This window comes from Mesorhizobium sp. B2-4-19 (genome assembly GCF_006441315.1).
Taxonomy (GTDB): domain Bacteria; phylum Pseudomonadota; class Alphaproteobacteria; order Rhizobiales; family Rhizobiaceae; genus Mesorhizobium.
The window spans coordinates 133,581-151,249 of the sequence record NZ_VFUV01000003.1; the positions used below are offsets into that span (position 1 = coordinate 133,581).

Annotated in this window: 20 protein-coding genes and 2 pseudogenes; 8 read left to right on the plus strand and 14 right to left on the minus strand. The window is 63.2% G+C overall.

Going from position 1 to position 17,669, the window contains the following annotated elements; all coding sequences use genetic code 11:
* Positions 1–135: 135 nt before the first annotated feature.
* Both clpX and clpP read right to left on the minus strand, forming a co-directional pair.
* Complete coding sequence (clpX, locus tag FJ546_RS06680) at positions 136–1,410, minus strand: ATP-dependent Clp protease ATP-binding subunit ClpX (RefSeq protein WP_010915651.1); 1,275 nt, start codon at positions 1,408–1,410, stop codon at positions 136–138.
* Positions 1,411–1,705: 295 nt separating this feature from the next.
* Positions 1,706–2,335 (minus strand): ATP-dependent Clp endopeptidase proteolytic subunit ClpP, encoded by a 630-nt coding sequence (gene clpP, locus FJ546_RS06685; RefSeq protein ID WP_095770397.1) that lies wholly within the window; start codon positions 2,333–2,335, stop codon positions 1,706–1,708.
* A 338-nt stretch (positions 2,336–2,673) separates the two neighbouring features.
* On the opposite strand from clpP, the gene FJ546_RS06690 reads away from it, so the two are divergent.
* Entirely contained in the window at positions 2,674–3,264 is a 591-nt protein-coding gene (locus FJ546_RS06690; RefSeq protein WP_140888620.1) for a hypothetical protein, read from the plus strand.
* Here the strand turns inward: FJ546_RS06690 and FJ546_RS06695 are convergent.
* Entirely contained in the window at positions 3,261–4,364 is a 1,104-nt protein-coding gene (locus FJ546_RS06695; protein WP_140888621.1) for an FAD-dependent oxidoreductase, read from the minus strand. The genes FJ546_RS06690 and FJ546_RS06695 overlap by 4 nt on opposite strands.
* Positions 4,365–4,466: 102 nt before the next feature.
* On the opposite strand from FJ546_RS06695, the gene FJ546_RS06700 reads away from it, so the two are divergent.
* Positions 4,467–5,717, plus strand: coding sequence for a cytochrome P450 (locus tag FJ546_RS06700; RefSeq protein ID WP_140888622.1), 1,251 nt, complete (start codon positions 4,467–4,469; stop codon positions 5,715–5,717).
* Positions 5,718–5,910: 193 nt separating this feature from the next.
* Here FJ546_RS06700 and FJ546_RS06710 read toward each other — a convergent pair whose 3' ends face one another.
* From FJ546_RS06710 to FJ546_RS06740, 7 genes are all read right to left on the minus strand, one after another.
* Complete coding sequence (locus FJ546_RS06710; protein WP_181167837.1) at positions 5,911–6,255, minus strand: cupin domain-containing protein; 345 nt, start codon at positions 6,253–6,255, stop codon at positions 5,911–5,913.
* Positions 6,256–6,261: 6 nt separating this feature from the next.
* Positions 6,262–7,542: an O-acetylhomoserine aminocarboxypropyltransferase gene (locus FJ546_RS06715; protein ID WP_140888625.1), complete on the minus strand. Its 1,281-nt coding sequence runs from the start codon at positions 7,540–7,542 to the stop codon at positions 6,262–6,264.
* Positions 7,543–7,702: 160 nt separating this feature from the next.
* Positions 7,703–8,224 carry a CoA-binding protein gene (locus FJ546_RS06720; protein ID WP_140888626.1) on the minus strand — a complete coding sequence of 174 codons (522 nt, stop codon included), beginning with the start codon at positions 8,222–8,224 and terminating at the stop codon, positions 7,703–7,705.
* Complete coding sequence (locus tag FJ546_RS06725) at positions 8,221–8,976, minus strand: GNAT family N-acetyltransferase (protein WP_246686768.1); 756 nt, start codon at positions 8,974–8,976, stop codon at positions 8,221–8,223. The genes FJ546_RS06720 and FJ546_RS06725 overlap by 4 nt, the downstream gene beginning before the upstream one ends.
* An 8-nt stretch (positions 8,977–8,984) precedes the next feature.
* A complete protein-coding gene (locus FJ546_RS06730; RefSeq protein WP_140888628.1) occupies positions 8,985–9,764 on the minus strand; it encodes an AAA family ATPase in 780 nt (259 codons plus the stop codon).
* A complete protein-coding gene (locus FJ546_RS06735) occupies positions 9,764–10,186 on the minus strand; it encodes a VOC family protein (RefSeq protein ID WP_140888908.1) in 423 nt (140 codons plus the stop codon). The genes FJ546_RS06730 and FJ546_RS06735 overlap by 1 nt, the downstream gene beginning before the upstream one ends.
* 2 nt (positions 10,187–10,188) lie before the next feature.
* Complete coding sequence (locus FJ546_RS06740) at positions 10,189–11,010, minus strand: enoyl-CoA hydratase (RefSeq protein WP_140888629.1); 822 nt, start codon at positions 11,008–11,010, stop codon at positions 10,189–10,191.
* Between the two features lie 152 nt (positions 11,011–11,162).
* Between FJ546_RS06740 and FJ546_RS06745 the strand changes: the two genes are divergently transcribed.
* The 6 genes from FJ546_RS06745 to FJ546_RS06770 all read left to right on the plus strand — a co-directional run bounded on the left by FJ546_RS06745 (position 11,163) and on the right by FJ546_RS06770 (position 14,835).
* The gene (locus tag FJ546_RS06745; protein ID WP_140888630.1) at positions 11,163–11,612 is read left to right on the plus strand and encodes a PaaI family thioesterase; all 450 of its coding nucleotides are present in this window, start codon (positions 11,163–11,165) and stop codon (positions 11,610–11,612) included.
* Positions 11,609–11,761: a type II toxin-antitoxin system HicA family toxin gene (locus FJ546_RS06750; protein WP_140888909.1), complete on the plus strand. Its 153-nt coding sequence runs from the start codon at positions 11,609–11,611 to the stop codon at positions 11,759–11,761. Before FJ546_RS06745 ends, FJ546_RS06750 begins: the two co-directional genes overlap by 4 nt.
* A 31-nt stretch (positions 11,762–11,792) precedes the next feature.
* The gene (locus FJ546_RS06755; RefSeq protein ID WP_140888631.1) at positions 11,793–12,191 is read left to right on the plus strand and encodes a type II toxin-antitoxin system HicB family antitoxin; all 399 of its coding nucleotides are present in this window, start codon (positions 11,793–11,795) and stop codon (positions 12,189–12,191) included.
* Between the two features lie 257 nt (positions 12,192–12,448).
* The gene (rplM, locus tag FJ546_RS06760; RefSeq protein WP_010915638.1) at positions 12,449–12,913 is read left to right on the plus strand and encodes a 50S ribosomal protein L13; all 465 of its coding nucleotides are present in this window, start codon (positions 12,449–12,451) and stop codon (positions 12,911–12,913) included.
* Position 12,914: 1 nt separating this feature from the next.
* Entirely contained in the window at positions 12,915–13,397 is a 483-nt protein-coding gene (gene rpsI / locus FJ546_RS06765) for a 30S ribosomal protein S9 (RefSeq protein ID WP_027028580.1), read from the plus strand.
* A gap of 652 nt (positions 13,398–14,049) precedes the next feature.
* The gene (locus tag FJ546_RS06770) at positions 14,050–14,835 is read left to right on the plus strand and encodes a class I SAM-dependent methyltransferase (protein WP_140888632.1); all 786 of its coding nucleotides are present in this window, start codon (positions 14,050–14,052) and stop codon (positions 14,833–14,835) included.
* A 90-nt stretch (positions 14,836–14,925) separates the two neighbouring features.
* Here FJ546_RS06770 and FJ546_RS06775 read toward each other — a convergent pair.
* The 4 genes and pseudogenes from FJ546_RS06775 to FJ546_RS06790 all read right to left on the minus strand — a co-directional run.
* Positions 14,926–15,126 (minus strand): annotated as a pseudogene (locus FJ546_RS06775) (hypothetical protein); the annotation flags it as partial.
* A 9-nt stretch (positions 15,127–15,135) separates the two neighbouring features.
* Positions 15,136–15,291 (minus strand): annotated as a pseudogene (locus FJ546_RS06780) (DNA polymerase III subunit chi); the annotation flags it as partial.
* Positions 15,291–16,349, minus strand: coding sequence for a glycerophosphodiester phosphodiesterase family protein (locus tag FJ546_RS06785; RefSeq protein WP_140888633.1), 1,059 nt, complete (start codon positions 16,347–16,349; stop codon positions 15,291–15,293). The pseudogene FJ546_RS06780 and the gene FJ546_RS06785, both read right to left, overlap by 1 nt.
* A 96-nt stretch (positions 16,350–16,445) precedes the next feature.
* Positions 16,446–17,654, minus strand: a complete 1,209-nt coding sequence (locus FJ546_RS06790; protein ID WP_140888634.1) for an acyltransferase — start codon at positions 17,652–17,654, stop codon at positions 16,446–16,448.
* Positions 17,655–17,669: the final 15 nt, after the last annotated feature.

Consider the following 17,669-nt stretch of genomic DNA (forward strand, 5'->3'; position numbering starts at 1 on the left):
GGTGGATGCAAGCAGGGCAAAGATCAAGAGTTAACATCGCCTGCACTCCATTCCATCACCGAGGTCGCGTGCCCTACACAGCAAAACGGCGCCGCGACGGCGCCGTTCCACAAAAATATGCGGTGAAGTGCCATGTCAGGCGCTGACGTTGCCCTTCTTTTCCTTTTGTTCGGAATAGATGTAGAGCGGCCGGGCGCTGCCGGTCACCACTTCTTCCGAAATCACCACTTCGCGGACGCCTTCGAGCGCCGGCAGTTCGAACATGGTGTCGAGCAGGATCGCTTCCATGATCGAACGCAGGCCGCGCGCGCCGGTCTTGCGCTCGATGGCGCGCTTGGCGATGGCCGACAGGGCGTTCTCGTGGAAGGTCAGGTCGACATTTTCCATCTCGAACAGCCGCTGGTACTGCTTGACCAGCGCGTTCTTCGGCTCGGTCAGGATCTGGATCAGCGCCGGCTCGTCGAGGTCCTCCAGCGTCGCCAGGACGGGCAGACGGCCGACGAACTCCGGAATGAGGCCGAACTTCAGCAGATCCTCGGGCTCGACCTGGCGGAAGATGTCACCGGTGCGGCGGTCCTCCGGCGAGGCGACCGTGGCGCCGAAACCGATCGAGGTCTTGCGGCCGCGATCCGAGATGATCTTGTCCAGGCCGGCAAAGGCGCCGCCGCAGATGAACAGGATGTTGGCGGTGTCGACCTGCAGGAATTCCTGCTGCGGATGCTTGCGGCCGCCCTGCGGCGGCACGGAAGCGACGGTGCCTTCCATGATCTTCAGCAGCGCCTGCTGCACGCCCTCGCCCGACACGTCGCGGGTTATCGAAGGATTGTCGGACTTGCGTGAAATCTTGTCGATCTCGTCGATGTAGACGATGCCGCGCTGGGCCCGCTCGACATTGTAGTCGGCCGACTGCAGGAGCTTCAGGATGATGTTCTCGACGTCCTCGCCGACATAACCGGCTTCGGTCAGCGTCGTGGCGTCGGCCATGGTGAAGGGCACGTCGATGATACGGGCCAGCGTCTGCGCGAGCAGCGTCTTGCCGCAACCGGTCGGGCCGATCAGCAGGATGTTGGACTTGGCCAGCTCGACATCGTTGTTCTTGCCGGCATGCGCGAGGCGCTTGTAGTGGTTGTGAACGGCCACCGACAGCACGCGCTTGGCGTAGGGTTGGCCGATGACATAGTCGTCGAGAACCTTGAGGATCTCCTGCGGTGTCGGCACGCCCTCGCGCGACTTCACCATCGAGGTCTTGTTCTCCTCGCGGATGATGTCCATGCAGAGTTCGACGCATTCGTCGCAGATGAAGACCGTCGGACCGGCGATCAGCTTGCGCACCTCATGCTGGCTTTTGCCGCAAAACGAGCAATAAAGCGTGTTCTTCGAGTCACCGCTGTTGTTGCCGACCTTGCTCATTTTCCTGTCCTTTCATCGCCGCCCGCCGATGGTCTGGCTGAAAGGGCGCATACTCTATTTATCGCGGGAATCCGCCGCCGCCAGTGTCCCGGCTCCCGCAACGTATTCCGTACGAAACACAAATCAGAAAACGTGGCAATGATTCGCAGCAACCCCACACAAAGCTAAGCCGTCGAAAATCAACATAGCCTTAACGTAGGCAATCCCGACCGTCGAGGGAACAGCCAATTGTGGCCGAAATGCCGCAAGACGCGCCAAAAGCGCGTGATGGTGTCATCCAACTGCCACCAAGCCCTTATGCCACGGCGCTCTCAACCGGCTCGCGCGACGAAATGACCTTGTCGATGAGGCCGAAATCCTTGGCTTCGTCGGCGGTCATGAAATGGTCGCGGTCGAGCGTGCGTTCGATCTCCTCGTAGCTCTTGCCGGTGTGCTTGACATAGACCTCGTTGAGACGGCGCTTCAGCTTGACGATATCCATGGCATGGCGCTCGATGTCGGAGGCTTGGCCCTGGAAGCCGCCGGACGGCTGGTGAACCATGATGCGGGCGTTCGGCGTGGCGAAGCGCATGTCCTTATGGCCGGCGGTCAAAAGCAGCGACCCCATCGAGGCTGCCTGGCCGATGCAGAGCGTCGACACGGCCGGCTTGATGAACTGCATGGTGTCGTAGATCGCCATGCCCGAAGTGACCACGCCACCCGGCGAATTGATGTAGAGGTTGATTTCCTTCTTCGGATTTTCGGCTTCGAGGAACAGGAGCTGCGCGCAGACCAGCGTCGCCATGCCGTCCTCGACCGGACCGGTGATGAAAATGATGCGCTCCTTGAGGAGGCGCGAGAAGATGTCGTAGGCCCGCTCGCCGCGATTGGTCTGTTCGACCACCATCGGAACGAGGTTCATGTAGGTTTCGACGGGGTTTTTCATCAGTTGTCTCTTATCTCGCGGTGGGATTCCGGCGCCGGGAATGCTGGCAGATCGGGCAGAATCGGTTCTGGATCGTTGTTCCGTAGATAGGATGCCGGCTCATCCTTGTGCAAGGCCGACCCGTCCTAGCCATCTGGGTAAGTCGAATCAAGCTTTACGGCCAAGGATTCGCATCGCTGACGCCTGCGCCGGTCCAGGGCAGACGCTACCGGCCCGCAACGTAGCAGTTTCTTAACCGCGTCACTTAACGAAATGCGCCAAAACCGCTTTTCCGAGCGGCGTCTTTCCCTACAATTCAACGTTGAACTTTTGCCTGCAGTTCAAACAGGGGGAGTGTCATGTTCAGGAGAAGCGCATCCTTCGCCATCGCCGGGCTGGCCATGCTCGGCACGACTTCGCAGACGGCGGCCGGCGGCCGCGCGGTGGAATGCTACGAACCGGTCCGCACGCCTGACCTCTACGACACGGTCTATGAAGACGTGATGGTCAGCCCGCCGGGCCAACAGGTCGACTATACCCCGCCCATCTACGGCTCACGCGAACGCGTCGTGATGACCGCTCCGGCGCAGGTGACCTACGACATCGTGCCCGCCGTCACCCGCACCGCCTACCACACGGTGAGGGTCGACGACGGCGGCTATTCCTGGGAATGGCGCGTCATCCATGGCCGCAAGGTGCTGTGCAAGGTCTGGCACAAGGCACGCTATGAACGTGTCGCCGAGACGGTGGTGATCCAGCCTGAACGCACGCGGCGGGTCGTCATCCCGGCGCAATATGACAGGATCGCCGAGGAAGTCCTGGTGCAGCCGGAGCAAAGGCGCGTCATCGACGTCCCTGCCTCCTACCAGACCGTCGCGCGGCGCGTACTGGTCCGCGAAGGCTCGTCGGGCTGGCGGCGCGTGCATATTCCGAGGCACTGCCAGGATTAGGCCACTTCCGCCCGGAGCCACGCCTTCAGGCCGGCGATGTCGCCATCGCCAACGGCGGCGGCTACGCGCCTGCCGACCGCGGCACCGAACTTGTAGCCATGGCCCGAGCAGGCCGAGACGACAAGGCACTTGCCCTTCGCATGCGCCATGAATTTCTCATCGGCGGTGAAGGTGTAGGCGCAGGTGACCACCTCGGACACCTCATACTCCTGGATGCGGGCGATCGGCGGCGAAAACAGGTTGCGGATCGCCTCCCCCTCGCCCGACACAGGCTGACGGTTCCAGTCGGCGTCGCTGGTCGGCACCCTGTGCAGACCAGAGCCGAATTTCATGCCGGCACCGCCGGAGGGCGGAATGACGTAGCCATCGACAGCGCCGCCGACGTCGAGGACGACCGGTGCCGCCTCCCAGACCGCCTTCAGGTCGGCCGGCGGTTCGACATAGGCAAGGGCTGTCCGATAGGTCTTCAACTCGCCGTCCAGTTCCGGAAACAGTTTCAGCACCCAGGCGCCGGCAGCGACGACGATGCGGTCGGCCTGCATGGCTTCGCCGCTCTCGAGCACGATGCGGCCAGTTTCGGAGTCGATCGCGGTCACCTTGCTGTGTTCGTAGACATTGGCGCCGTTGGTGCGCAGCCAGGCGGCAAGGCCGGAAGCGATCTTGCGGCAGTGGAGCGCGCCGCCCTCCGGCGAATAACAGGCATAGCGGAACGTGCCCGGCTCGAGGAAAGGCCAGCGCTTGACCGCAGCGTCGGGCTCGAACAATTCGAACGGAAAATTCCCCTCTTCCAGGCCCTCGCGGTATTCCTCGGCTTCGTCGCCCGGTTCGCGCGAAATGCAGACGAATCCGCGCGCATCGAGGTGGCTTTCGCCGAGATCGGCCCACATCTCGTCCCAGGCCCCATAGGCTTCGGTGATCAGCCGGCCGTAGCCGGTTCCGGCACGGTAGGCGCGGCGGATGATGCGGTGATGGTCGCCGGACGCGGCCAGCGGGTTGGGGATCAGCCCCTGCTCGACGATCGACACGCTGTGGCCAGCCTTGACCAGCGACCACGCCGTGGATAGCCCGGCAATCCCCGCGCCGACAACGATCACGTTCATTCGCTCAGACCTTCCGCGCGTATTGGCTGGCTCAATTCATCGGAGTGCGGGCGCCAACATACGGTCTGGAATGCGGCTGGCAAGCCGCGCTATGGGTCTGGCATGACCAATACGACGCTCCCCTATCTGGCCTTTGATCCAGCCACTCTCCGGTTGCGGCTCGACCCGCACGAGCCGGCTTTCTTCCTGAACCCGTGTAAGGCTTACGCCTTCCTGCACGGCGTCTCGAACGCCTTCTTCTGGGAGGAATTCGGCTTCTGGTGCTTTGGCGGCTTCGACGATGTCAACCGACTGCTGCGCGACCGCCGCTTCGGCCGCCAGAACCCGGCCGGCATTCCCGACAGCCGTGGTGTCGGCCAGGACCGCAGCCATCTCAAGGCGTTCGACGGCATTGAAGCCAACTCCATGCTCGAATTGGAACCGCCGGTGCACACGCGGCTGAGAACCTTGGTCAACCGGGCCTTCGTCTCGCGCCAGGTCGAGCGGCTGCGGCCACGGGTCGAGGCGCTCGCCAACGAACTGATCGACCGTTTTGACCCGGCCGGGCCGGTCGACCTTTTGCCTGCCTTCGCTTCTCCCCTGCCGATCACCATCATCGCCGAAATGCTCGGGGTACCGGTCAAGATGGGCCCGCAACTTCTCGACTGGTCCCATCAAATGGTCGCCATGTACATCCATGGCCGCACGCGCGAGACCGAGGAGACGGCCAACCGCGCCGCGGGCGAATTTGCCGATTTCCTGCGCGGCTGCGTCACCGAGCGGCGCCAGAATCCCGGCGACGACCTCCTGTCGCTGCTGATCTCGGCGCAGGAGGACGGCCAGAGGCTGTCCGAGGACGAAATGGTGTCCTCGGCCATCCTGCTGCTCAATGCCGGCCATGAAGCGACCGTGCATCAGACCGGCAACGCGGTGCGTTCGATCCTGGCGCAAGGCGGCGATCCCAGCCGCTTCTTCACCTCGGCGGAAGCGACCGCCGCGACCGTCGAGGAATGCCTGCGCTTCGACGCGCCGCTGCACATGTTCACGCGCTACGCATACAAGGAAATCGAGATTGCACCCGGCATCGTCGTGCAGCCGGGCCAGACCATCGGGCTTTTGCTCGGCATGGCCAATCATGATCCGCACGCTTTTGCCGAACCGCAGGCCTTCCGGCCGGACCGGAGCGACCAGAAGAACGTGTCCTTCGGCGCCGGCATCCATTTCTGCATCGGCGCGCCGCTGGCCCGGCTCGAACTGCAGGTGTCGTTGAGGACTTTGTTCGAGCGGCACCCGCGGCTGCATCTTGCCGAAACCCCGCGCTTCCGCGACACTTACCACTTCCATGGGCTGGAATCGCTCACCGTCGGCTTCTGAACGATCGCGGACCTGGGGCTGCGCGATGAGGCTTTTTTGGAGACCGGCGACGGCGTTCGCATTGGCGTTGCTGTGCGCCTGCCTGGGGACCACAGCACGCGCCCACGCCGATATCGAAGTCCAGGACGCCGATCCGCTGACGGCGCATGACAAAGCGTCGGAAGCCCGCCTCAGCCAGTTTCCGGCGAAGTGATCACAGCTTGATCACATACTCCTTGCGAGTCGTTTCAAGCACTTCCCAGCTGCCCTTGAAGCCCGGCCTCAGCACGAAACTGTCACCGGCCTTGACGGTGCGCGCTTCGCCCCCGTCTTCCGCGATCACCGAAACGCCGGACAGGATGTGGCAGAACTCCCATTCGTCATAGACGATGCGCCATTTGCCGGGGGTCGATTCCCAGATGCCCGCATAAAGGCCGCCGTCCCGCTCCTCGACGTTCCAGGTGCGGAATTTTGGATCGCCCGAGATCAGGCGATCCGGCGCGGGCGCGCCGGATTCGGGTTCGACGCTCTTGGTGTCGACGGAAAGGAAAGCGGCCATCAGCAATCAGACCTTGGCGAGTGCCTGTTCGAGATCGGCGACGATATCGCTGACATCCTCGATGCCGATCGAAAGCCGCACGGTGTCCGGGCCGGCGCCGGCCTTGACCTTCTGCTCGTCGGAGAGCTGACGGTGCGTGGTCGACGCCGGATGGATGACCAGCGACTTGGTGTCGCCGACATTGGCCAGATGAGAAAAAAGTTCCAGCGCCTCGACGAATTTGACGCCGGCCTCGTAGCCACCCTTGAGCCCGAAGGTGAACACGGCGCCTGCGCCGAGCGGCGAGTATTTCTTCTGCAGCGCATTGTTCTTGTCGCTGGGCAGGCCGGGGTAGTTCACCCAGGCGACCTTGGGGTGGTTGGACAGCCAGCCGGCGACCGTGACCGCATTGTCGCAATGACGCTGCATGCGCAGCGGCAAGGTTTCCAGGCCGGTCAGGATAAGGAAGGCGTTGAAGGGCGAGATCGCCGGGCCGAGATCGCGCAGGCCAAGCACGCGCGCGGCGATGGCGAAGGCGAAATTGCCGAAAGTCTCGTGCAGGACGAGGCCGCCATATTCGGGGCGCGGTTCCGACAGCATCGGGTATTTGCCCGACTTCGACCAGTCGAAGGTGCCCCCGTCGACGATGACGCCGCCTATCGAATTGCCATGGCCGCCGATGAATTTGGTCAGCGAGTGGACCACGATGTCGGCGCCATGCTCGATCGGGCGGATCAGATAGGGCGAGGCCAGCGTGTTGTCGACGATCAGCGGCAGACCGTGCTTGCGGGCGATGTCGCCGATCTTCTCGATGTCGACGAAAGTGCCGCCCGGATTGGCCAGGCTCTCGATGAAGATCGCCTTGGTCTTGTCGTCGATCTGGCTTTCGAAGGTCGAGATGTCGTTGGTGTCGGCCCAACGGACTTCCCAGCCGTAATTCTTGAAGGCATGGCCGAACTGGTTGATCGAACCGCCATAGAGCCTTGTCGCGGCGACGAAATTGTCGCCCGGCTGCATCAGATTGTGGAACACGATGACCTGCGCGGCGTGGCCGGATGCGACCGCAAGGGCGGCAGTGCCACCCTCGAGTGCCGCAACGCGCTCTTCAAGCACGGCCTGCGTCGGGTTCATGATACGGGTATAGATGTTGCCAAACGCCTTCAGGCCGAACAGGGACGCGGCGTGGTCGGCATCATCGAAGACGAAGGAGGTCGTCTGGTAGATCGGCGTGGCGCGCGCGCCGGTGGCCGGATCTGGCTTGGCGCCGGCATGGACGGCGAGCGTGTTGAAACCGGGCGTACGGGTCACTTAGAACCTCCCTCAAGAACGTCTCAGAATTCGCCGGGCATTCTTGGCGAAGCCCGGCTCGGAATGCAAAGAAGAAAATACCCTTCGGCGTGGGACCTTCGGCCAAGCCGCAGGAAAATACGGCGCTAACCGGAAAAATTTTGCGCTTCTCGCTCGCGGCCTATTTCTGGCGCACACCGAAACTCTGAAACCCCTGGCGCATCAGCGGTTTTTTGGACGACAGCACGCCGGAATTGACGCCGGTCCAGCCGATCTCGCCAGAGAGCTTGCCGTATTCGATCTTGGGGCAGCGATTCATCACCACCTTGATGCCGGCGGCTTCGGCGCGCGCGGCGGCCTCGTCATGGCGCACGCCGAGCTGCATCCAGATGACTTTCGGCAAGGGATCGAGCCGCAACACCTCGTCGACAATGCCCGGCACGGCGGTCGCGGCGCGGAAGATGTCGACCATATCGATCGGCTCCGGAATATCGGCCAGCCTGGCATAGGTCATCCGGCCGAGGATTTCCTTGCCGGCCTGCCCAGGATTGACCGGCAACACCGAAAAGCCCTTGGCCAGCAGGTATTTCAGGACGAAATAGCTCGGCCTGACGTCATTGGCCGACGCGCCGACCATGGCGATGGTCTTCACCGAATTGAGGATGCCGGCGATGTAGGTGTTGTCGTAGGCATCGTGGTTCATGCGGCAATCGCCTTCCTGCGGTAGTGATAGCGGTAGAGTTCGCGGCTGAAGCCAAGTGAGGCGTAAAGCGCGCGGGCCGGCGTGTTGTCGGCGACGACCTGCAGAGATGCCGCCGACGCACCTGCCCGCCGCGCCCAGCCGATCAGGCCGCCAACCGTCCTGCGGCCCAAGCCATGCCGCCTGAATCTGGCATCGGTTTCGACCGACTCCACCACAAGCAGCGCATCGCGGATGACGCCATAGGCCAAGGCGGCAATTTCATTGTCGCGCTCGCACGACACGAACGCCTTTTCGGCTGATATCAGGCCCGTCATCTGGCGAAAGACGCCGCGATCGGTGTCGTCATAGGCACCCATGCGAAACCGCGCAGCGAACCAATCCTCGCCTGGCATCGGCGAAACCGTGACATGTTCGTCGTGAAGCTCGGCCAAATCGCCGATTCCCGCATGGAGATGGATCGTCCCGCCTTCCATCTGGTAGCCGCGGCCGACGAGCGCGGCTTCGAGTTCATCGGCGATGTCGGCTACGCGGAACAGCGGCGCCTGGCCGTGACCGGCATAAAAGAACTCGGCGGCATCAATCACCGCGTCAGGCGCGCCGCGCTTGCCGCGCAAGGGATTGGCGGAATTCGCACGCCGGATCCTGCCGCCGGAACGTCTCAGCAGCCAACCGTCGACGACCGTCTCCGTGGCCGCCGGCCAGGCTTCGCGGCACGCCACTTCCATCCGCCAATTGAGATCGTCGTCAGCCATGCGCACCGTCAAGCGTCTTCCCGCAGCGCTTCCTCCATAAACATGTCAGGGTTGCTACAGAAGTCGCGCATCATGCGAAAATGATCGGTGTCGGTGAAATCGGTCGGGTCGAGCCCGAACCGGCTGATGCGGAACAGCCGCGCGTCGGGACAGGCCATCAACAATGGCGAGTGCGTGGCCATGATCACCTGCGCGGTGCCGGACTGGTCCATGCGCCGCAGCATCTTCAGCAGTTCGATCTGGCGCGACGGCGAAAGCGCGCTTTCCGGCTCGTCGAGGATGTAGATGCCTTGCCTGCGGCAGCGTTCCTCGAAGAAACGAATAAAGCCCTCGCCATGCGACCAGGACAGGAAATCCGGCGGCGGCGGCTTGAACGGGTCCTCCAGAGCCGCCTGGTCGAGATAACGAGCCACCGAATAGAAGGATTCTGCGCGAAAGAACCAGCCGGCGGTTACCTTCGGCAGCCACTGGCCCCGAAATGTGCTGGCCAGCACAGCGCCGCTCTTGTCGATGGCGATTGAATGGTCGACCGGGCGGTAGCCCTTGCCGCCGCCGGCCTCGTCATAGCCGGCCAAAGCGCCAATCGCTTCGAGCAGCGTCGATTTGCCGGTGCCGTTCTCACCGACGATGATGGTGATCGGCGTGGTGAATTCGAGTTCGAATTCGCGGCCGCGAAACAGCGGCAGGTTCCAGGGGTACTTTTCCCAGTCGGACACTCGTTCCGGATCGAGCAGGATACGCTTGAGGTATGGCGCCTTGAGCCGCGTCAGTTGTTTACGATACGCCATCACCCAGGCAGCGAAATCGTGCCGTCCGCCGCGATCGGAAAGGCCGGATTGTGCGCGACTTCCCAGACATGCCCGTCCGCATCGGCGAAATAGCCATACCAGCCACCCCAGAAGGCGCGGCCTGGCGGCTTGACGATGCGGCCGCCGGCCTTTTCCGCCTTGGCGAGCATCTCGTCGACTTCGGCGTCGGAGCGGGTGTTGTAGGCGAGGTAGACGGCGGACGGCGCCTTGGCGAATGCGATGCCGGAATCCGCCTCGGCGCTCGCGCGTGGGAACAGGCCGAGAATGACGCCGCCCATCTGGAAGAAGGCGACACCGTCGGTGATGCCGGCATGCCGTTTCAGCCCCATGGCTTCGTAGAAGCGCACGGCGCGGTGGAGATCATCCGTTGCAATCGTGACGATGGAGATGCGCGGCTCCATGGCTACTGGTCCGTCCATTCCGGCTTACGCTTGCCGATGAAGGCACCGATGCCTTCTTCCGCGTTGCGCGCCAGCATGTTTTCGACCATGACGCGGCCGGTATAGGCATAGGCGTCCGCCAGGCCCATTTCGGCCTGCGCGTAAAAGGCCTCCTTGCCGGTCTTGACCACCAAAGATGATTTGGAAGCAATGGTTTGCGCGTATTTGGTAACGATCTGATTCAGGTATTCGCGCGGCACGACGCGATTGACCAGGCCGAATTCCTTGGCGGTTGCCGCGTCGATCGTCTCGCCGGTCAACAGCATCTCCATCGCCTGCTTGCGCGAGACGTTGCGCGACAGCGCCACCATCGGCGTCGAGCAGAACAGGCCGATATTGACGCCCGGCGTGCAGAAGGTCGCCTCATGCGAGGCGATCGCCAGATCGCAGCTGGCGACGAGCTGCAGGCCGGCGGCGGTCGCCAGGCCGTCGACTTCGGCGATGACCGGCACGGGATGGCGCACGATCGCCTGCATCAGTTGGGCGCAAGCGGCGAATGTCTCTTCGAAGAAAGCCTTGCCGCGATCGGCATCGGCGCGGCGCGCGGTCATTTCCTTGAGATCGTGGCCGGCGCAGAACACTTTTCCGGCCGCCGACAGGATGATGACGCGAACCGCCTTGTCGGCCTTGGCGCGGTCGAGTTCGGCCGTCAGCGCCGCCATCACCGCAAGCGACAAAGCGTTGGCGGGCGGATTGGCGAGCGTGAGGCGCAGCACGCCCTTGTCCAGTCTGGTCGTGACCGGCCCCTCGACAGCGACAGGCTTGATGGCAAGGATTTCGGCCATGGCTGGGTCTCCGCGATTCCGTCGGCTTATGGACTATCTAATATCGGATTGGCCTTCGTCCAACACCCTTCGCTTACGCCAGAAGGCCGAAGGTGTTGCCAGGAATGCCTTGCCGCGCTCATACAGGCTTGGCGTAAAAGCGAGAGACCGACATGCCTGCCCAGACCAATCTCAAGCCGGTGCTGACCGCAGCTCAAGTCAATGTGCTGATGGAAACCGTCTATCCCCAGCTCAACGAGCAGTTCAAATATTTTGAGGCGATCGACGTGTTTCCGGGCGGCTGCACCGTGCGGCTGAATGCCGGCGAGCGGCATTTGCGTCCGGGCGGCACCGTATCCGGTCCGTCGCTGTTCACGCTGGCCGACATTGGCGGCTATGTCTGCGTGCTTTCCCATGCCGGGCCGGATGCGCTGTCCGTGACGGTCAACCTCGACATCAACTTCGTGCGCAAGGCCGAGGCTGGGCCGATCGATGGCCATTGCCGCATCCTGAAGCTCGGAAAGAGCCTGATGGTGTTCGACATCGACATCGTTGCCGGCCCGGAGGGACAAACGATCGCGCACGCCACGGGCACCTATTCGATTCCGCCGAAGCGGCCATAAAGCGCCTTAAGGAGGACGGGCTCGAGCTGGTTTCGATACGCGGCTCACACCACAAATTCCGGAAGGGCGAGATCGTGCTCATTGTTCCGCATCCCGAGAAAGACCTGCCTACCGGCACTGCTCGCGCAATCGCCAAGCAAGCTGGTTGATCGGATAGGCAGAATTGCGCCGGAGACCTCAATGAAGAGCTATTTCGCCTTGGTCGACAAAGACCCCGACAGCGCGTTCGGTATTCGCTTTCCCGACATTCCCGGCTGCTTTTCGGCCGCCGATGCGGCCGAGGACATCGTACCCAATGCGGTTGAAGCCTTGCAATTGTGGGCGGAGGATATGCCGGTTCCAGAGCCGTCCGGCCACGAGGCGATTGTCGCTCTTCCCGATATACGCAGCGCGCTTGCCGTGGGCGGTTATCTGGTCTCGGTGCCGCTCATCGACAATGACAGCGCGGTCGTGAGGGCGAATGTGACTTTCGAGCGCGGCGTCCTGCGGGCGATCGACGCCGCCGCGCGCCAGCGCGGCATTACGCGATCCGCGTTTCTTTCCAGCGCAGCTCGCAAGGAAATCGAGGCAAAACACTGAGGCGGACCAGGAACATAGGCGCCGGCAGATGTGGTAAAATAGTACCTTTTATGCAAGCATCTGTTTTTGCTTGTCTTTCTCCGAAATTTGCTTTTTCACTTGTCTTGACGCGATCCCTCCCCTCGCCTATAAGCCCTCACGAAGCAGCGGCCCGCAAAGGCCGCCGTTTTGTTATTGGCGGCGGGCAAGCGCCTCATCGCCAATCCAAGCAACAAGAAACGCCTTCTCTTTGAAGGTCAAAACCGAGAGCAGAAAACATGACAACCTTTTCGCAGAAGCCTGCGGATGTGGTGAAGAAGTGGATCCTGATCGACGCCGAGGGTCTCGTCGTCGGCCGTCTCGCCACTGTCATCGCCAATCATCTTCGCGGCAAGCACAAGCCGACCTTCACCCCGCATGTCGACGACGGCGACAATGTCATCGTCATCAATGCCGACAAGGTGGTGTTCACCGGCAAGAAGTTCACCGACAAGGTCTATTACTGGCACACCGGCCACCCCGGCGGCATCAAGGAGCGCACCGCGCGCCAGCTGCTCGAGGGCCGTTTCCCCGAGCGTGTCGTCGAGAAGGCAGTTGAGCGCATGGTCCCGCGTGGCCCGCTCGGCCGTCGCCAGATGAAGAACCTGCGCGTCTATGCAGGCGCCGAGCATCCGCATGTCGCCCAGCAGCCAGAAGTCCTCGACGTGGCCAAGCTGAATTCCAAGAACAAGAAGGTCGCATAAGATGGCTGAGCTTTCCTCGCTCGCAGAACTGGGCGCCGCCACGGGCAACACCAATACCCAGCCGGCAGCCCCCGTCCACGTCCAGAAGCTCGACAAGTCGGGCCGCGCCTATGCCACCGGCAAGCGCAAGAACGCCATTGCGCGCGTCTGGGTGAAGCCGGGTTCCGGCAAGATCGTCGTCAACGACAAGGAATTCGCGACCTATTTCGCGCGTCCGGTCCTGCAGATGATCCTCAACCAGCCGATCATCGCCTCCAACCGTTCGGGCCAGTACGACATCGTCGCCACCGTCGTCGGCGGCGGCCTCTCCGGCCAAGCCGGTGCGGTGCGTCACGGCATCTCCAAGGCGCTGACCTACTACGAGCCGGCGCTGCGCGCCGTGCTCAAGAAGGGCGGCTTCCTGACCCGCGACAGCCGCGTCGTCGAGCGCAAGAAGTACGGCAAGGCGAAGGCCCGCCGCAGCTTCCAGTTCTCGAAGCGCTAAGCGTTCCGCAGTTTTGGACAATCGAAAAAGGCCGCCTCCGGGCGGCCTTTTTGCTTGTGCATCCCTATCCGGCGGAATGATCCGCGTCGCGGATGAACAGGAAGGCGCAGAGCGCCGCGCCGGCCACCGCAAGCGCCGAGGCGAGGAAGGCAATCTGCATGCCCTGGATCGTGCCCAACGCCAAAGGCGGAGCTGAACAGCGCGACACCAATCGCCCCGCCCGACTGGCGCACTGTATTGAGCACGCCCGAGGCTGTTCCCGACATCGCCGTCGGCACGGACGACAGCAGCGCCGTGGTCATGGCGGGCGCGGCGAGACCAATGGCGACCGGCAGGAACAGCAGCCGCCACAGAAGGCGCCGGTCAGCGAAAACAGCGTCAGCATGACAAGCCCTTGCCCGGTCCAGTCGATCGGCGGCTTCCCGGCAATTCGCGCCGCCTCATGCCCCCTCCCCAATAGCATATGACAACACTGTAGCCGTCCGGGCGCGGCATTCGATAGATGCAAGCCGTGTTGCACATCCGGAAAATGTCAGGCTCGGCAAATTTGCTGAGGCCCGTCGCGCGCGGCGCGGCACCATGCTACGAAACGGGGACCGACCTTTTCGGTCCAAAGGATATTTGGATAGGTAATTCTTAGGGAAGGTCACAGATGTCACCCGAACCGATCAAATTCACCGACGGCGCGGCTTACGAGCGCTTCATGGCTCCCTGGAGCCGATCCGCCGGGGCTTTGTTCCTCGACTGGCTGGCGCCGGGCTCCGGACGGGCCTGGGTTGATGTCGGTGCCGGCAACGGCGCGTTCACTGAGCTCATTCTAGCGAAGTCCGCCCCTTCGTCCGTTTGCGCGATCGATCCCTCCGACGCGCAGATTGCGACTGCTCGGCAAAAAATCTCGGCGAAGCAGGTCGAGCTGTCGATTGGCGATGCGATGGCCCTTCCCTACGACGCCAACCGTTTCGACGTCGCGGTGATGGCGCTGGTGCTGTTCTTCGTCCCCGACCCGCGCAAGGGCGCCTCGGAAATGCTCCGCGTCACCAAGCCCGGCGGCATTGTCGCGTCCTACACCTGGGACGTCATGCGCGGCGGCACCCCTACGCAGCATTTGTGGGAGGAGATGGACGCGATGGGCAAACCGGCCGCACGTCCGCCGAGCGCGGAGGTCTCGCGTTTCGCGGCGCTGAAGGCGCTTTGGGCGGAGCTCGGCATCCGCGATGTCGAGACGCGCGAGCTTGTGGTCGAACGCGCCTTCGCTGACTTCGACGATTATTGGCTATCCATGGTCGTGAGCAGCCCGAGCGGAATCGTCGGGAAGCTGTCGGATGCGGAGAGCGCGGAGCTGAAACGCCGACTAAAGGACAGACTGCCGGCAAGCGCCACGGGAGCGATCACGGTTCACGCCTGGTCGACGGCGATCAAGGGGCGAAAGGCCGCTTAATGCGCGGCGCCTTACGTCGCCGCTTTCTTCTTCCTTCTTCGCCTTCGGCTTGGCCGGCTTCGGCGCAACCGGCGCTTCCGGCGTGCGCTAGATCGAGGACAGGCGGCCGGACGTGAACGTGTAGATGCCCGCACGCGGGCCGGTCGTCCAGGTGACCACGGCGACGCGCCGGCCGGCACCGTCACTGGAGAGATTGACGTTCGAGGGAGCGCCGATGCCGCGCACCACGTCGCATTCGGTGTGGCCGAGCCCGACCGCGCCGCCCATGGCCGCGGGCGCCGTCGTCGATGCAAACGACCGCTAATTCCGCCGCTGCCACCGGCCCCGTTCGTCGGCCTGCCAATAGGTGACCTCAAATCCGCGCGTCTTGCAATCCGTCCAGGTGCTGCGGCCCAAGGCAAGTGCGTCCGGATCGTCGCTGTTGAACAGCAGCACCATGCGCTCGTAGCTCTGGCTCAATTGATGCTGGCGGTCGCGGCGGGCTCGATGCGTTTACCCGTCCCGGCATAAGGCACGCGGTAACCGTTCGCCGCCAGCCAGTCGATTGCCGCCTTCGGTTCGTCGGTCTGGATGATGGTGGCGCCGCGATCGGCCCAGAAACCCCAGGCTTCGCGCGGCAGGCTGGCCTGGACCGCCAGTTCGTCGCCACGGCCGCCAGCGAGGAACCCACCCGGCTTGTTGACGATGGCGTAGGTGTCGGCCCAGATGTGCCAGTTGCCCCGCACCGCGGCCGCGCGCATGCGGGTGCTGAACAGCGGTCCACCGGTTTCGGTCAGCGTCTCGGCGCCGGCCCGCCAGTTGATCAGCTCGATCGCGCGCGGCGAGAAGGCTTGGTCGACCGTCCCGGCGAAACCGGCGTCATGGACCGCGTCATCGGCGATGATCGGCATGAACTGGACGCCGCCGCCGATCGCGGCCATGGCCGCCTTCACCGTGGCGATCCTGGTCTGGTTCCAGAGGTTCTCCTTGACGATGACCTGGTCGGCCATGCCGAGATCGCGCGCCACCGTGATCATGCCCGGGAGGTCACCGACTTCGAGCTTGTTGTCGAGATTGATGAGGATCCTGTCCCTGGTCGCCAGCAGCATCTCGCGCAGCGTCGAAACCCTCTCGTCGGTGACGGCGCGGGTGCCCTCGATCACCAAGCGGCAGGTCTTCAGTTCGGCCAGCGTGTATTTCGCCACCTCGCCCCTGCAGGTCGTGGTGCGGTCGAGCCAGCTGTCATGCATGACGACGAACTCACCGTCCTTCGAGCGCCTGATGTCGACCTCGACAATCTCGGCGCCCATGGCGATCGAGCCTTCGACGGCGGCGAGCGAATTTTCCGCATAGAGCGTCTTGCCGGCCTGCATGCTGCCTGCGCGATGGGCGGCCACCATGACATGGTCGCGCCACTGGTTGGCATGCTCGAAGCGGTCGAGAACCTGCCTAGCGCGACTTTCGCCCGCAATGGCCTGACCGGAGACGGCCGCAAGGGTCATGCAAAGCAAAAGGCTCAGCCAGATCGTCCGCATCCAGAATCGCTCCTTGCCGGATCGAAGCCGGGATAGGCGATGCCCGTGACATCCGGGTGAACGAAGCCGGCTAGCGGATGGTCGCGATATCTGGCGTCAGATGCGTCTCGAGAGCCGGCGGAACCATGCCATCGCCGGCATTTCAATGAAACGCCAGGTGATCCACGATGCGGCGATGGTGGCGACGAGCATGACGACGATTGCCACCGTTCCGGCCCAGCCGGTGCCGAAGCCCGTCGCCGGCGAGCCGCGCAGCACGATGTCGCCGACGAGGCCGAGGCCAAGCTTGTGCTCGACGAGCCCGGCAACGTTGATCAGGCGCGCCTGCACGAAGATGTGGACCATGTAGATGGAATAGGACAGCGCGCCGAGCGTCAGCATGAACGGCGCCCGCAGCAAGGCGGAAATCCAGCCGCCCTCATGGGCAAAGAGAAACAGCGCCAGCGCGAACACCAGGGGTGCCGCGATGCCGAAATCATTGCTGCCCGCCAGTGAGACGAAAAGCACGATGACCGCCACCATGACGATTTCGGCAAGGGTCCAGCTCAGCCGCGGGCCGCTTCTGGCGAGGAGTTGTCGCGCCCCTGCAATGGAATCATGTTGAAACCAGGCCAGCAGGGCGCCGAGCGAGAAGCCGTAGAGGCAGCGGATGAAGCCGAAATCGTAGGACACATCCATATGATGCGTGGAGAAGCCAAGCAGAAAAAGCGGCGCGGTGATGGCGGCTGCGACAAGCCATATCCAGGCACGCGCACCGGCGATGAAGACCACGCCGGCGAACAGCAGGTAGGCGAAGAACTCCGCCGAAATGCTCCAGCTTGGCGCATTCCAGGTCAGGTGATCCTCGAAGCCCATCCCTTGGAGCAGGAGCAGATTGGCAAGCAGGCTCTTCAAATCGAAACCGCCGGTGAAGGGGGCAGCGCCGGTGCCATGCAGTTGCGGCAGCATCAGGCGCAGCAGTTCAAAGCCCGCAAAGGCGGCGAGCATGATGAGATGCAGCGGATAGATGCGGCCGAACCGCACCAGCGCGAAGCGGGCGACCTCTGCCGGCTGGCTCAGCCGATCGGCATAGCCGCCAGCGATGACGAAGCCGGAAAGGACGAAGAAGAAATCGACGAAAAGATAGGACGAACCGATGAAGGCGCTCTGCGAGATCGCGGAAGCGGTCGGGAAATGAAACAGCGCCACAAGCAGCGCGCAGATGCCGCGCCACGAATCGAGAACCTGGAAGCGCTCGCCGGCTATCGTGCCGGCATGGGTCGACACCACGGCATCGGACGGATTAAGAAACGCGGCCTGCGTCATGATGATACAAATCCT